The sequence below is a fragment of the Sphingomonas psychrotolerans genome, from assembly GCF_002796605.1.
Classification (GTDB): domain Bacteria; phylum Pseudomonadota; class Alphaproteobacteria; order Sphingomonadales; family Sphingomonadaceae; genus Sphingomonas; species Sphingomonas psychrotolerans.
In genome coordinates, this window is record NZ_CP024923.1 from 2,400,991 (window position 1) to 2,415,493 (window position 14,503).

The 14,503-nt window shown below is 67.1% G+C and carries 16 protein-coding genes; 8 read left to right on the forward strand and 8 right to left on the reverse strand.

Going from position 1 to position 14,503, the window contains the following annotated elements; genetic code table 11:
• Positions 1-9: 9 nt before the first annotated feature.
• Positions 10-1,179 (reverse strand): penicillin-binding protein activator, encoded by a 1,170-nt coding sequence (locus tag CVN68_RS10870; RefSeq protein ID WP_233503680.1) that lies wholly within the window; start codon positions 1,177-1,179, stop codon positions 10-12.
• A 53-nt stretch (positions 1,180-1,232) separates the two neighbouring features.
• Between CVN68_RS10870 and rsmI the strand changes: the two genes are divergently transcribed.
• Positions 1,233-2,069 (forward strand): 16S rRNA (cytidine(1402)-2'-O)-methyltransferase, encoded by an 837-nt coding sequence (rsmI, locus tag CVN68_RS10875; protein ID WP_100282221.1) that lies wholly within the window; start codon positions 1,233-1,235, stop codon positions 2,067-2,069.
• On the opposite strand, the gene CVN68_RS10880 is transcribed toward rsmI, so the two are convergent.
• A complete protein-coding gene (locus CVN68_RS10880; RefSeq protein WP_100282222.1) occupies positions 2,066-2,263 on the reverse strand; it encodes a hypothetical protein in 198 nt (65 codons plus the stop codon). The genes rsmI and CVN68_RS10880 overlap by 4 nt on opposite strands.
• 112 nt (positions 2,264-2,375) lie before the next feature.
• On the opposite strand from CVN68_RS10880, the gene CVN68_RS10885 reads away from it, so the two are divergent.
• The 3 genes from CVN68_RS10885 to CVN68_RS10895 are packed head-to-tail and all read left to right on the forward strand — an operon-like array spanning position 2,376 to position 4,348.
• Positions 2,376-2,750, forward strand: a complete 375-nt coding sequence (locus CVN68_RS10885; protein ID WP_100282223.1) for a YraN family protein — start codon at positions 2,376-2,378, stop codon at positions 2,748-2,750.
• Positions 2,751-2,793: 43 nt separating this feature from the next.
• A complete protein-coding gene (gene gshB / locus CVN68_RS10890; RefSeq protein ID WP_100282224.1) occupies positions 2,794-3,753 on the forward strand; it encodes a glutathione synthase in 960 nt (319 codons plus the stop codon).
• Positions 3,754-3,757: 4 nt separating this feature from the next.
• A complete protein-coding gene (locus CVN68_RS10895) occupies positions 3,758-4,348 on the forward strand; it encodes a DedA family protein (protein WP_100282225.1) in 591 nt (196 codons plus the stop codon).
• Here CVN68_RS10895 and CVN68_RS10900 read toward each other — a convergent pair.
• The 4 genes from CVN68_RS10900 to CVN68_RS10915 form a co-directional block, all read right to left on the reverse strand.
• Positions 4,345-5,238 (reverse strand): tyrosine recombinase XerC, encoded by an 894-nt coding sequence (locus CVN68_RS10900; RefSeq protein ID WP_100282226.1) that lies wholly within the window; start codon positions 5,236-5,238, stop codon positions 4,345-4,347. The two genes, CVN68_RS10895 and CVN68_RS10900, sit on opposite strands and share 4 nt — an antisense overlap.
• A 9-nt stretch (positions 5,239-5,247) precedes the next feature.
• A complete protein-coding gene (locus CVN68_RS10905) occupies positions 5,248-5,493 on the reverse strand; it encodes a hypothetical protein (protein WP_100282227.1) in 246 nt (81 codons plus the stop codon).
• A gap of 75 nt (positions 5,494-5,568) precedes the next feature.
• Positions 5,569-6,225 (reverse strand): fructose-6-phosphate aldolase, encoded by a 657-nt coding sequence (gene fsa, locus CVN68_RS10910; protein WP_100282228.1) that lies wholly within the window; start codon positions 6,223-6,225, stop codon positions 5,569-5,571.
• Between the two features lie 20 nt (positions 6,226-6,245).
• Positions 6,246-6,635, reverse strand: a complete 390-nt coding sequence (locus CVN68_RS10915) for a hypothetical protein (protein WP_100282229.1) — start codon at positions 6,633-6,635, stop codon at positions 6,246-6,248.
• A 160-nt stretch (positions 6,636-6,795) separates the two neighbouring features.
• Here CVN68_RS10915 and CVN68_RS10920 point away from each other — a divergent pair, with 160 nt between their 5' ends.
• The 4 genes from CVN68_RS10920 to CVN68_RS10935 all read left to right on the forward strand — a co-directional run bounded on the left by CVN68_RS10920 (position 6,796) and on the right by CVN68_RS10935 (position 12,938).
• Positions 6,796-7,479, forward strand: coding sequence for a DUF2490 domain-containing protein (locus CVN68_RS10920; protein ID WP_158298831.1), 684 nt, complete (start codon positions 6,796-6,798; stop codon positions 7,477-7,479).
• A gap of 56 nt (positions 7,480-7,535) precedes the next feature.
• Positions 7,536-9,704: a primosomal protein N' gene (locus CVN68_RS10925; protein ID WP_100282231.1), complete on the forward strand. Its 2,169-nt coding sequence runs from the start codon at positions 7,536-7,538 to the stop codon at positions 9,702-9,704.
• 60 nt (positions 9,705-9,764) lie between these two features.
• A complete protein-coding gene (locus CVN68_RS10930) occupies positions 9,765-11,300 on the forward strand; it encodes a hypothetical protein (RefSeq protein WP_100282232.1) in 1,536 nt (511 codons plus the stop codon).
• Between the two features lie 93 nt (positions 11,301-11,393).
• Entirely contained in the window at positions 11,394-12,938 is a 1,545-nt protein-coding gene (locus CVN68_RS10935; RefSeq protein WP_100282233.1) for a S1C family serine protease, read from the forward strand.
• 26 nt (positions 12,939-12,964) lie between these two features.
• Here CVN68_RS10935 and CVN68_RS10940 read toward each other — a convergent pair whose 3' ends face one another.
• A complete protein-coding gene (locus CVN68_RS10940; protein ID WP_100282234.1) occupies positions 12,965-13,435 on the reverse strand; it encodes a DUF1203 domain-containing protein in 471 nt (156 codons plus the stop codon).
• Complete coding sequence (gene ada, locus CVN68_RS10945; protein WP_100282235.1) at positions 13,432-14,472, reverse strand: bifunctional DNA-binding transcriptional regulator/O6-methylguanine-DNA methyltransferase Ada; 1,041 nt, start codon at positions 14,470-14,472, stop codon at positions 13,432-13,434. The genes CVN68_RS10940 and ada overlap by 4 nt, the downstream gene beginning before the upstream one ends.
• Positions 14,473-14,503 lie beyond the last annotated feature (31 nt).

Below are 14,503 nucleotides of genomic sequence, written 5' to 3' on the forward strand. Positions count from 1 at the left end.
ACGATGGACTCAGTTCCCGTTGAAGTTCGGCGGCGCCGGCGACACCGTCGCGGTCGTCCCGCCGCGGATCTCCTGCACTTCCAGCGCGCGCTCGGCGACGCCGTCGCGGCCGAGGCGGAATGCGCCGTCGAGCCCGGCAAAACCCTCCCGCTCGGTCAGCCGCGCCGCGGGGAATTCGCTGCCCGGCCGCCACTCCCGCGCGATCCGCACGGTCAGCAGCACCGCGTCATAGCCCAGCGTCGACAGCCGGTACGGCGCCGCCCCGAAGCGTGCGCGATATTTGGTCGCATATTGGCGATAATAATTGTCCGGAACGCTCGCGAACCACGCGCCCGACAGCGCCGTCTTGCCGCCGATCGCCGAATCGGTGTTCCACAATTCGGTGCCGAGCAGCCGCGCGGCCTTGCCGCTGGCCTGGCGGCGAATCAGTGGCGCGGCGCCGACCGCCCCGTCGGCACTCCCGGCGACGAGAATCGCCTGGAACGGCGAACGGCCGATCTTGGCAATCGCCGTCGCCAGTGAACCGGGCCGGCCGTCATAGGTCTCGAGCGCGTTGACCTTGCCACCGGCTTCCTCGACCGAACGGAGAAACGCCGTCGACGCCCGCTCGCCATAGAGGCCGCTGGGGATGAGGCCGGCAAACTCGGTTATCCCGGACCTTTTGGCATAATTGACCACGCGCTCGATCGACTGGGCGGGGACATAGCCGAGGATATAGGTGCCGTTGCCCGCCACGCCGGCATCGTTCGAGAAGCTGAGCACCGGAACGCGCGCACGCCGTGCGATCGGCGCGACTTCGCGCGCTTCCTCGGCGAGCAGAGGCCCGAGGATCAGGCGGTTGCCGTCGCTGATCGCCTGCGCCGCCGCCGCAGCCGCGCCGCCGGGTGCGGCGGTGTCATAGGTGGTGATTCGCAGCGCATCGCTCTTGGTGTCGAGCACCGCGAGCTGAGTGGCGTTCTGGAGTGAGCGTCCGACGCCGGCATTGGGTCCGCTGAGCGGCACCAGCAATGCGATGCGGTGCCGCTGCACGTCCTGCGGCAGCCCGGGCTGGATCGGGCGCGGGGCCACCGGAATGGGCCGCTCTGCCGGTGTCGGGCGCTCGGCCTCCGGCACGATCCGCGGACCGCTGGCGCAGGCCGCGAGGAACAGGGTCACGCCGATCGCGGCGGCGCGCACCATGTTTCTCAGGCCCGGTTGCGCTGTTGCTCTGGCGTCTGCCATGACTCTCCCCGATGGATGATCTAATTCTCTCGCCCGGCCTCTACATCGTCGCGACGCCGATCGGCAATCTCGGCGATCTCACTCCGCGCGCTGCACAAATACTGATGAAAGCGGATGTGGTTGCGGTTGAAGACTCGCGTGTGACAGCCGGGCTGTTCCGCCATCTCGGCACCAGGGGCAAGATGCTGCCTTATCACGACCATAACGCGGACGCCGTGCGCCCGGGTCTGATCGCGCGAATGGCGAGCGAGGCGGTTGCCCTCGTCTCCGACGCCGGGACGCCGTTGATCTCGGATCCCGGCTTCAAACTGGTTCGCGATGCCCGCGCCGCCGGCCATGTCGTGACTACGATCCCCGGCCCCTGCGCCGCGATCGCCGCGCTCACCCTCGCCGGGCTGCCGACCGATCGTTTCTTCTTTCTCGGCTTCCTGCCCGCCAAGCAGCAGGCACGCGCCGAAGCCATTGCCGAAGTCGCCGCGATCCGCGCGACCCTGGTGCTCTACGAATCGGGTCCGCGCCTCGCCGCCTGTCTCGCCGCGCTGGCCGAGGGTCTCGGCAATCGCGAGGCGGCGGTCGCACGCGAGATCACCAAACGCTTCGAGGAATGCGTGACCGGAACGCTGCACGAACTGGCGGCGCGCTATGCCGATGCGCCGCCCAGAGGCGAGATCGTGGTGGTGGTCGCGCCTCCCGGCGAAGCGCCACCGGCGAGCGTGGAGGACGGGGACGTGGCGCTGGCCGAGGCGCTCACCCGGCTGCCGCCGGCCAAGGCCGCGGGCGAAGTCGCCAAAAAGCTCGGGTTGGACCGCAAGGCGCTGTATGCCCGCGCCATGGCGCTCAAGACCTAGGCGATCTCGTGCAGTCGCGCGGGATTGGCATCGAGCATGAAGCTCGCATCGGTACCGGTCAGTTCGGAAAGGCGCCGGACATAGCTCTCGGCGAGCGATTGCCGCCGCGCTTTGGCGTCGGCAGTAATTGCATTTCGCGCGGCCACGATTTCCTGGATGGCGCGACGCCGGTAATAGCTTTCGTTCGATTCCATAATCCTCGGCACCCCCCGGTGACGAAATGCGACCCGGCTTCTTCTGAGTCGGAATGACATAGACTAACCAAAGTTATCCACAGGCGCCAAGCCCTTGGGGGAACTTGTGCAGATGAAGCGGCCTCGGCAAGCGACAAACGACCGCAAAGCCGCGGAAAACCGCGGTCGCGAGGGCGAAAGACGCGCGGCGTGGTGGCTGTGGCTGCGCGGCTGGCGAATCCTCGATCGCCGCGTGCGCACCCCCGCGGGGGAAGTCGACCTCGTCGTGCGCAAGGGAAACCTCGTCGCCTTCGTCGAAGTGAAGACCCGCGCCACCGCCGCGGAACTGGATTTCGCGATCGACGAGCGGCGGCTGGCCCGAGTGGCGGCGGCGGCGGAATATCTGATGCCGCGTTATGCCGGGCCGGGCGACGATATCCGCGTCGACGTGGTCCTCATTGCTCCCGGCAAGCTGCCTCGCCATATCGAGAACGCCTGGATGGGGTGACTTATCTCTATAAGTCACCTACACCGCGTCTCGAGGAGGCCGAATGTCGCTTGTTGTTGCCGTGCAGATGGACCCGCTGGATGCGATCAACATCGCCGGGGATTCGACCTTCGCGCTGATGCTGTCGGCACAGGCGCGCGGGCATCGGCTGTTCCATTACGCCCCCGAAGACCTCAATTATTCCGACGGACGCGTCTGGACGCGCGCGCATCCGGTGAGCGTACAGCGGGTCGAAGGGAATCACTTCCGTTTCGAGGATCCGGTCAGCCTCGATCTGGGCGAGGAGGCCGATGTCGTGCTGATGCGGCAGGATCCGCCGTTCGACTTGGGCTACATCACTGCGACACATCTGCTCGAGCGCATCGCCGATCGCACGCTCGTGGTGAACGATCCCGCCAACGTCCGCAACGCACCCGAAAAGGTGTTCGTGCTCGATTATGCCGAGTTCATGCCGCCGACCCTGGTGACGCGCAGCCTCGACGAGGCGCGGGCTTTCCTCGCGAAGCACGGAGAGATCGTCATCAAGCCGCTCCACGGCAATGGCGGCAAGGCGATCTTCAAGGTCGGCAGCGACGGCGCCAATCTCTCCTCGCTCATCGAAGTGTTCAACACCGCATGGCGCGAGCCGCATATGGTGCAGGCCTTCCTCCCTTCGGTGGCGCAGGGCGACAAGCGCATCGTATTGGTCGACGGCGAGATTGCCGGCGCGATCAACCGCATCCCCGGCGAAGGCGAGATCCGCTCGAACCTCGCGGTCGGCGGATCGGCGGCGAAGGCCGAGCTCACCGAGCGCGAGAAGCAAATCTGCGCCGCGCTTGGACCCGAGCTCAAGAAGCGCGGGCTGCTGTTTGTCGGGATCGACGTGATCGGCGGCGAATGGCTGACCGAGATCAACGTCACCTCGCCCACCGGGATCGTCGCGATCGACCGGTTCAACGGCACCGACACCGCGGCATTGATCTGGCAGGCGATCGAACGCCGCGTCGCCGAACGCGCTGCTTGAGACGATGGGCGGCTGGCTCGACTGGGGGTATCTCGGCGTCTTTCTGTTGATGGTGCTGGAGAATGTGATTCCGCCGGTGCCGTCCGAAGTGATCATGGGCGTGGGCGGCATCGCCGCGGGCCAGGGCAAGATGGACTTCGCCCTGCTCGTGGCCGTGGGCACGTTCGGCTGCGTGGTCGGCAATCTGTTCTGGTGGGAGGTCGGCCGGCGCTACGGCTATCAACGCCTCAAGCCGATGGTCGACCGTTGGGGCCGCTGGCTGACGATGGAATGGGAGGACGTCGAGAAATTGCGCCGCTTCTTCGATCGCTGGGGCGGCGTGACGGTGTTCGTGTTCCGCTTCATGCCGCTGGGGCGCACGGTCATCTCGATCCCCGCCGGGCTGATGCACATGCCGTTCTGGCGCTTCGTGATCTACACCACCGCCGGCAGCCTCGTGTGGAACGCTATCCTCGTCGGGGTGGGCTTCTGGCTCGGCACCACTTTCGAGACCATCGACCATTGGATCGCGCCGGGAGTCACTGCGATCGTCATGCTCGCGCTGGCCGGCTATGTTTGGCGAGTCGCGACGTGGAAGCCCCGCGCGAAACGCTAGGCGCGCGGATGGGCGTTGCGATAGACGTCGAGCAGATGCGCCGCGTCGACCGCGGTGTAGATCTGGGTCGAGCTGAGGCTGGCATGGCCGAGCAATTCCTGTAGCGCGCGCAGATCGGCGCCGCGCCCGAGCAGATGCGTCGCGAAGCTATGCCGCAGCGCATGTGGGGTCGTCCGCTCGGATAGTCCCAGCCCGGCTCGCGCCGAGCGCACCGCCTTGCGGATCATCCCCGGCGGCAGCGGCCCGCCCTTGGCGCCGCGGAACAGCGGCGCATCGCGCGACACGCCATAAGGGCAGAGCGCGGCATAGGCCTCGATCGCTGCGCGCACTTGCGGCAGCAGCGGCACCGCACGGGTCTTGGCGCGCTTGCCGGTGACCCGCATCGTCGGCCCCAACGGCAACACTGCGCCGGTCAGCCCGACCGCCTCGCCGATGCGCAGCCCTGCACCGTAGAGCAACAGCAGCACCGCCCAGTCGCGCGCGCCGATCCACGGCTCGCGCGCTTCCTCGGCGACGGTTTCGGCGAGCGCCACTGCCTCGTGCGGCGCGATCGGGCGCGGGAGCCCTTTCTTGACGCGGGGGCCGCGCAGCTGCGGCAATTCGGCGCCGTCGCCAGCGGCGAACTTGAGGAATCCCCGCACTGCTGAAAGCTCGCGGGCAGCGGAAGCGTTGGACAGTCCGTCGTTGCGGCGATGCGCGAGAAACGCGCGGAGGTCCGCGGTTTCGACTCGCGCCAGCCGCTCGGCGGTGACCGCTTCGCCCCAATGCGACTGGAGGAAGCCGATCAGCCGCACCGCGGTCGCTTCATAAGCGCGTACGGTGTGCGCCGAACGGCGACGGTCGCGGGCGAGGTGCTGGCCGTAGAGGAGAGGAAGCGCGGGTTCGGTCACGGACGCACCCTAACCCTTCTCGTCGACTCCGTCATTCGCGACATCGCCGGCGAGAAACGTCTGCCAATCTTCCCATACACTCTCGGGTGCGAGGTCGTCATAGCCACGCTTTTCGGCCAATTGCCGCGCTTGGCTGAGGCGCATAGTCATGCAGACTGCGCCATTCCGACATTCAAGCACTTCGGCCTCGGTCAGATCCTTGCCCTTTTGCTCACGTTGCGCGAGCAGCAGGGCGAGCAGTGGCGGGATCGGCACGATAACAAGCGGCTCGTTATCGGCCGGCTCCGGTTCTGGCTTAGGTTGCTTCCCTGCCAAAAAGCCGCGACCACATCAGCCGATCTTCTGCCCGGTCTTCGCCCAGTCGGCGAGGAAGCCTTCGATCCCCTTGTCGGTCAGCGGGTGCTTGACCAACTGGCGGATCACCGAAGGCGGCGCGGTCATCACGTCGGCGCCGATCCGCGCGGCCTCGAGCACATGGATCGGATGGCGGACGCTGGCGACGAGGATCTCGGTCGCGAAATCGTAATTGTCATAGATCAGCCGGATGTCGCTGATCAGCGCCATGCCGTCGAAGCCATTGTCGTCGTGGCGGCCGACGAACGGCGAGACGAAGGTCGCCCCCGCCTTGGCGGCGAGCAGCGCCTGGTTCGCCGAGAAGCACAGAGTCACGTTGACCATCGTGCCGTCGTCGGTGAGCGCCTTGCAGGTCTTGAGGCCGTCGATCGTCAGCGGCACCTTGACCGCAATGTTGTCGGCGATCCTGCGAACCACCTCCGCCTCGCGCATCATGCCTTCATAGTCGAGCGCGACGACTTCGGCCGACACCGGCTTGCCCGGTACGATCGCGCAGATCTCCGCGACCACTTCGAGGAAATCGCGCCCGGCCTTGTGGATCAGCGACGGATTGGTGGTGACGCCGTCGAGCAGGCCCGCATCGGCAAGGTCGCGGATGTCGGCAGTGTCGGCGGTGTCGGCGAAGAATTTCATGCGCGGGTCCCCAAGGCGAATCAGTAATGCACGAGCATCAGCCGTGCGCGGGTCGCCTTAAGCTTGTTGACCGTCACGCGATAGGTCCCCGGACGCAGCTTGTAGCGCACGATCTTGCGGATCGTGGAGCATTTGGGGCCGTGCCCATGTGCCGTGGAGTCGAGCGCCTTGCCGCGATCAGGCGCGACGTCGATCCAGCCCGCCTCACTAAGCGCAATGCCGAAGGTTCCCGCCTTGCGGATGCGGATCGTGGTCCGGATCGAATCGCCGCTGCGGGCCAGCGTCACGGCATGCCCGGTGTCCAGACCGCGCCCGGATCGCGTCCATCCGCTCAGCGGCGCCGGCAGCGCGGTATCATAAGATCGGCAGGTCTGCGTGGCGAGTGACAGTGCGAGCGCAGTCAGCAGCATGGCCAATTCCCCCTGACGCCGGCCCCTGCCGGCCCCGCGGAACATAAGCGGACCGGGGACGCGTAGCAACCGCGGCAAATGCGACAGGCTGGTGACACTATTGCTATATTGTTGCTAGGAGCCGCCGGAAGCGGATCCGCCGTTTCCGAGGATATCAATCGTGGTGCGTCTCCCCCTTCTATCCATAGCCCTGCTGTTCGCGCCGGCCCTCGCCCATGCCCAGCAGGTCGATCACCAGCTATGGCTGCAGACCAACGGCACGGTGATGATCGGCAGCCGCGAAAAGGTCACGCTGGAAGGAATCGGCCGCTTCAGCGATCGCGCCGAGGGCTTCTCGCACGCCGAGGCAGGCGCATTGTTCACGCACAGCACCGAAGGCGGCATCGAGCTGTCGATCGGCTATCGGCATGTCGCGGACTGGAATCGCGGCGTGGAATTGCCGAACGAAGAGCGATTGCGGCAGATGATATTGGTCCCGTTCGGCGGCGGCTTCTCGGGCAGGCTGCGGCTGGAAGAACGGTTCAACAGCAGCGGCAGCGAAATCGGGGTGCGGCTGCGCCCGCGGCTCGGCTTCGATACGCCGCTGAACGACAAAGGCCTGAAGCTCTTCGCCACCCAGGAGCATTTCCTCAACTTGAACACCACAGCCTGGGGCCAGCGCGGCGGCTATGAGCGGATGCGCAACGCCACCGGGCTGTCGTTGGGGCTTGGCGGCAAGCTGCGCGGCGAGGTCGGCTATCTCAACCAATACCGCTTCGGCCGGGACGGCCGCCGGGATCAAATGGATCACGCCGCCACCTTCACGCTTTCGTTCAACGTCGCGAGCATCGGCGACAGCGACTAAAGGCGCCTTGATGCGCGGGCTTTCGCGTCCCGGAAGCCGGTCCTACATGAGGTCCGATGTCGTCTCGCGCCCGCATTCTCGTTCTTCACCCTGCGCTCGGCCCTCTCGATTATCGCGTGCCGCAAGGTATGGCGGTCGAGCCGGGGTCGATCGTCGTCGTGCCGATCGGCCCGCGCCAATATGCCGGCGTGGTCTGGGAGCCCGAGCGGCTGCCGACCGAGGAGATCGGCGACAATCGCCTGCGCAACCTGATCGCGGTCGCCGATGCGCCGCCGATCCCCGAGCCGGTACGCCGCCTCGTCGAATGGACCGCGGATTATTATCTGAGCCCGCCCTCCGCCGTGCTGGCGATGGCAGTGCGGACCTCGGCGGCGTTCGAGAGCGCGCCGACGATCACCGAATATCGCGCGACGGGGGTGGTGCCCGAACGCCTGACGCCGCAGCGCGCGCAGGCGCTCGAGCGGATCGGCGAGCGCCAGGGGCTGGTGCGCGAACTGGCCACGATCGCCGACGTTTCCGAAGGGGTGATCCGCGGGCTGTGCAAGGTCGGCGCGATCGAAGCCGTGACGGTCGACACCGACAGCCCCTATCCCCTCCCCGACCCCGCTTTTGGCCCGCCGGAACTCAGCCGCGAACAGTCCGATGTGGCGGGCATCCTGCGCCAGTCGGTGGAGGCGGCAAGCTTCCAGCCCTTCCTGCTCGACGGTGTCACCGGATCGGGCAAGACCGAAGTCTATTTCGAGGCGATCGCCGCAGCCATCACCGCCGGCCAGCAGACGATCGTGCTGCTCCCCGAGATCGCGCTGACCGAGCCCTTTCTCACCCGCTTTGCCGCGCGCTTCGGCTGCGAGCCCGTCGCCTGGCATTCGGGGCTGCGCACGTCGCAGCGCCGCCGCGCGTGGCGGGCGATCGCCAGCGGCGAGGCTCTGGTCACCGTCGGCGCGCGCTCGGCCTTGTTCCTGCCCTATCCGAAACTTGGGCTGATCGTCGTCGACGAGGCGCACGAGACCAGCTTCAAGCAGGAAGAAGGCGTCCATTATCATGCGCGCGATGTCGCGGTGATGCGTGGGCGGTTCGAAGACTGCCCGGTGATCCTCGCCTCGGCGACTCCGGCGATCGAGAGCCGCCATCAGGTCGAGCTCGGCCGCTACGCGGAACTCAAGCTGCCCGGGCGCTTCGGCGTCGCCGAGCTGCCCGACATCGAAGCGATCGACCTGATCAAGGAGCCGCCCGATCGCGGGCGTTGGCTGAGCCCGCGCCTGATCCTCGCGATCGACGCAGCGTTGGAACGTGGGGAGCAGTCCTTGCTGTTCCTCAATCGCCGCGGCTATGCGCCGCTCACGCTCTGCCGGCATTGCGGCCATCGCTTCCAATGCCCCAATTGCACTGCATGGATGGTCGAGCACCGGCTGATCCGCCGCCTCGCCTGCCACCATTGCGGGCACACCGTACCGACTCCGGAGATCTGCCCCGAATGCGAAGAGGCCGACAGCCTCGTCGCCTGCGGTCCCGGCGTCGAGCGGATCGCCGACGAAGCAGCGTTGCTGTGGCCGAACGCCGAGATCGCGATCGTCACGTCCGACACGATGTGGTCGCCCGCCAAGGCCGCCGAGTTCGTCCAGCGGATGGAGCATAAAGACATCGACATCGTCGTCGGCACCCAGCTCGTCACCAAGGGCTATCACTTCCCCAACCTCACCGTGGTCGGCGTGGTCGATGCCGATCTCGGACTCGACGGTGGCGACCTGCGCGCCGCCGAGCGCACCTTCCAGCAGATCATGCAGGTTTCGGGGCGCGCGGGGCGCGGCGAAAAGCCGGGCAGCGTGTTCATCCAGACCCATGCCCCCGACGCACGCGTGATGCACGCTTTGGTGTCGGGCGACAGCGCCGCCTTTTACGCCGCCGAGACCGAGGCACGCCGCGAGGCGGGCGCCCCGCCTTATGGCCGCTATGCCGCGATCATCGTGTCGAGCGAGGACAAGGCAGCTGCGGACGAAACCGCCCGGATGATCGGCCGCACTGCGCCGCGCCGCGACGAGATGCATGTCTATGGCCCCGCCCCTGCGCCGCTGGCGATGCTGCGCGGCCGCCACCGTTTCCGCCTGCTCGTCCACGCCCGCCGCGCCTTCGACGTGCAGGACATGATCCGCGACTGGCTCGGCGCGCTCGAATGGAGCGCCAAGGTGCGGGTTGCGGTCGACGTCGATCCCTATAGTTTCCTGTAATCGATTCTACCCTATGCAGGCAGACAATCCTCGATAGGATCGCCGCCACGGAGGGGTTCGATGGTTCGCAAACTGTTGGGGTTGCTGCTGTTGCTCGCCCCGGTGCCAGCAAGTGCCGACTGGTATGAAGCGAGCACCGGCCATTTCGTGGTATATTCCGAACAGGACCCGAAAAAGCTCGGCGAGTTTGCGGGCAAGCTCGAGCGCTTCGATCGCGCCATGCGCCTGCTCCGCAATATGGAAGACGAACCGATCGGCCCGGCCAACCGGCTCACCATCTATATGGTGGACGATCAGGGGGACGTGGCGAAACTGATTTCGAGCCGGTTCGTCGCCGGCTTCTACGTGCCGCGCGCCAGCGGATCGCTGGCGATCGTGCCGCGCCAGTCCGGATCCGGCAACGCCTTCGACCTCAGCCCGCAGGCGATCCTGCTGCACGAATATGCGCATCACCTGATGTGGAGCTTTTCCCCGAACGTCGTCTATCCGTCCTGGTATATCGAGGGTTTCGCCGAGGCGCTCGCCACTGCGGCGTTCGACCGCGATGGCTCGATTGTGCTCGGCAATCCGCCCCAATATCGCGGCCATGGCCTGCTCAGCGGCAATGCCCTGCCGATCGGCAAGCTGATGATCGCCGACACACTGAAGCTCAGCGACGAGCAGCGCGAAGGACTTTATGGCCGCGGCTGGCTGCTGACGCATTATATGCTCTTTTCGCGGAAGCGCCCCGATCAGTTGACCACCTATCTGCGCGCGCTCAACGACGGCAAATCGTCGCTTGATGCCGCGGCTGCCTTCGGCGATCTCAAGGCACTGGATCGCGAACTCGAGCGCTACAAGACCGGCCGGTTTACCGGCATCCGGATCACCGCAGATAAAGTGCCGACCGGAGAAGTGATCCTGCGCAAGCTCACGCCGGGCGAGGCGGCGACCATGGACGTCCGCATCCGCTCGAAGGTCGGCGTCAACGCCCGGACCGCGCCCCCCACCTACGAGCGGGCAAAGCGCGCGGCCGCGCCTTATCCCAATGATCGCGGCGCCCAGCTGGTTCTTGCCGAAGCCGCGTACGACGCACACGATTATGCCGCAGCGGAAGCGGCCGCGGACCGGGCGATTGCGGCCGATTCGAAGGCAGTAGACGGCTATGTCTACAAGGCGATGGCGCGAATGGCGGTCGCTGTGAAGGCTGGCGACAAGACGCCGAAAACATGGCGGGGCATTCGCAATATCATCGCCGCGGGAAACCGGATCGATCCCGACGATCCCGAGCCGCTGATCCTCTATTTTCGCAGCTTCGGCCAGGCCGGCATAGCGCCGACCGACCCCGCGAAACGCGGGCTGGAACGCGCATTCGAACTCGTACCGCAGGACGACACGTTGCGCCTCAACACCGCCGCCCTGGTATTGCGCGACGGCGACAAGGCGCGGGCGCGCGAGATGCTCGCGCCGCTCGCCTATCAGCCGCATGGCCGCGGCATTGCCGTCGTCGCCAGCCAGCTGATCGCGATGATCGACAAGGGCGAGACCGAAAAGGCGCTGGTGACCCTCGACGGCCAACCGGACGACGCGGGCGCCGCGGAGGGCGACAAGGAATAGCGCCCGCTATCCCCGATAGCCCCTTTTCATCCGCGGCCGGCTGCGCCTATGCCGCGCTTGGGCAATGATCGGTGCAGGCCGGAAAGCAGGTTGATGACGCGGTTTTGGCTGTTACTCGCACTGCTCGTCGCAACGATCCCGCCCGCGCGTGCCGACGACATCTCCGCCTCGGCCCGCGGCGTGGTGCGAATCGTCACGATTGCGGTGGTCGACGACGAAGTCGTCGGCTTCGGCCATGGCAGCGGCTTTGCGGTCGCGCCCAACCGGATCGTCACCAACGCGCATGTCGTCGAACTCGCCGATCGCTACCCCGGCAACGTCGTCATCGGCATCGTGCCTTCGGAGGGCGACAAATCCTATCAGGGCAAGCTGATCGCGATCGATCAACAGCGCGACCTGGCGCTGATCGAGTTCAGCGGCGTCCGGCTCGCGCCGCTGACGCTGTTCACCGGCGCGCCCGGCGACGGCGAGGCGCTGATCGCATTGGGCTATCCCGGCAATGTCGATCTTGCCACCGCACGATCGGCGGCTGACTTCATCACGCCCCAATCCCCGGTACGGTCGCAAGGTGGGTTCGCCGGCAACCGCACGCTGCAGGGCGTCAACGTGCTGCTCCACACCGCCAGCATCGCGCGCGGCAATTCGGGCGGCCCGCTGCTCGATCGCTGCGGGCGCGTGCTGGGGGTCAATTCGGCGATCACCCGCGGCGACGAAGGCGATTCGACCTTCGCCTTCGCGATTGCGGGGACCGAACTCGCCGCCTTCCTGCGCGGCGCGCGCCAGCCCTTCGCGTCGGTGGGGGTGCCCTGCACCAGCGTCGAGGAGCAGATCGCGCAGGAGCGCAGCGCCGACGAAAAGGCGCGGCTCGATGCCGAAGCCCGGGCGCGCACTGACGCAGCGAAGAGCGCGACCGAGCGCGAGGATGCGATTTCGCAGGCGCGGGCGCGCAACGTGGTCGCCCGGGAAAACTATATGGCGGGCGCGGCGGTGTTGCTCGTCCTCGGCGCACTGGCGCTCGGCGGTGCCGGAATGCTGCTGTCGCGCGATCGCCGACGCGAGGCGATCTGGCTGGCGGCGGGGGGCGGCGTGCTGATGCTGGGCGCGGTGGTGCTGTTCCTCAGCCGGCCCGATTTCGATCAGTCGCGGATGGTTCCGGTGCCGCAGGCGAGCGGCGCCGGCGCAGCAGTGCCCAGCCAGGCGGCGCTGGGTCGGATGATATGCAAGCTCGTTCCCGAACGCAGCCGGGTCACCGTCACTGCGATCGACAAAGTCGATCTCGACATCGGCGCCGATGGCTGCATCAACGGCCGCACTCAATATGCCGAGTCGGGCACCCATTGGCAGCGCGTCCTCGTCCCCGAGCAGGATCAGTCGGTGTCGCTGCTCGATTATGATCCGGCGACGCGGACCTACACCAACACGCGCTATCTGCTGTCGTCGGCGCAAATGACCAAGGCGCGCCAGTTGCGCACCGGCGTGCCGCTCAAGTCGTGCTCGGCCGATCAGGCGGCGCGGGCGAACCTCGCCACCCAGCAACAGGCGCTGCGCGCGGCGCTGCCGCCGGTCTATAACGAGAAATTGGTCTACAGCTGCAGCCCGGCATCCTCCGGCCCGCCGGCGGCGGCAGTGGAGAAGTAGGTCGTCGGCACCACCACCTGATCAGGCTAGCCGAACCGGTCGACCCGCGCCGCGAAGCAGCCGCGTTTGGCATTGTGCACGTGGAGAAACGCGGCGGCAGGATCGGTGAACATCGTCTCGATCAACGGTTCGAGCCCATTTCCCTCCACGACGTCGGCATTCGTCATCATCGCGTAACGATCGAACGCTCTTACCGACAATAGTCGAGTCGCGAGTTGCTCCGGTATCTCGTCAATATAGAGTGCTGGCGTCTCGGCCCCTTCCCGCACGAAGATCGCGTGGCGCGAGCGATAGGGGCTGGCGTCGGGCAAATGCTCGTAATTGAGCAACAGCAATGCCTCGCCCGGCTCCGCGTCCTCGAGCGTCACCCGGCAGGGAAAGCCCGGCCGGCTGTCCGCGGTCATCCGCACGACTTGCCCGGTGGCGAGCGCCGCCTCCGACAGGCCATAGAAGCGCTTGAAGGGTGCGGGATCGAGCCCGGCGATGGCATAGCTCATTCCGCCACGCCTTCGCGCTTGCGCAGCACCCGCTTGCGATCGAGGCCGTACGCATAGCCGCCCATGCTGCCGTCGGCCCGCTGGGCGCGATGACACGGGATCAGCACCGCGACGTGATTGGCACCGCACGCCGTCCCCGCCGCGCGCACCGCGCGAGGGTTGCCCACCTGGGTGGCGAGCTGGGCATAGCTGCGCGTCTCGCCGGGCGGGATCGCCCTGAGCGCCTGCCACACGGCTTCCTGAAAGGCGGTGCCCTGCACGTCGAGCGGCAGATCCATGTCGCGTCCCGGTGTCTCGACTTCGCGCACGACCCGCGCGGCGAGATTGGCGAGCGCCGCGCCGCCGGACACGATCTCCGCAGCGGGAAAGCGCCGGGCCAGCGCGAACTGATCCTCGTCGAAGGCGACGCGGCACAGCCCCTTGTCGGTCGCCGCGATCAGCAGCGGCCCGAGGCTGGTCTCGGCGATCGTCCAGCGGATCGTCGCGCCTGCGCCGCCGCGCTTCCACACGCTCGGCGTCATGCCCAGCCGGGCATTGGCAGTCTCGTAGAAGCGGCTCGGCGCGGCATAGCCCGCCTCGTAAATAGCATCGGTCACGCGATCCTCCGCGGTCAGCGCGGCGGCGGCGCGCCGCGCGCGCAGCCCCCGGGCATAAGCGGCCGGAGTCACTCCGGTCGCGCGCTTGAACAGGCGCTGGAAATGGTGCGGGGCATAGCCGACGCGGGCGGCCAATTCCTCGAGCCCCAGAGGATCCTCGGCCGCCTCGATCAGCGACACCGCCTCGGCGACCGCGATCCGATCCCGGCCGACCTCGTCCGGCTTGCAGCGCAGGCAGGCCCGAAAGCCGGCGGCGCGCGCGGCATCCGCATCGGCGTAGAACAGAACATTCTCGCGCTTCGGCCGCCGCGCGGGGCAGGTCGGCTTGCAATAGATCCGGGTGGTGGTCACCGCGACGATGAAGCGACCGTCATAGGCGCGGTTGCGCGCGTCGAAGGCCGCCCAGGCGGTGTCGTCACTGATGGTCTGCTGGTTGCTCATGCCACCGATATAGACTCGCCCGCCGGGCGCT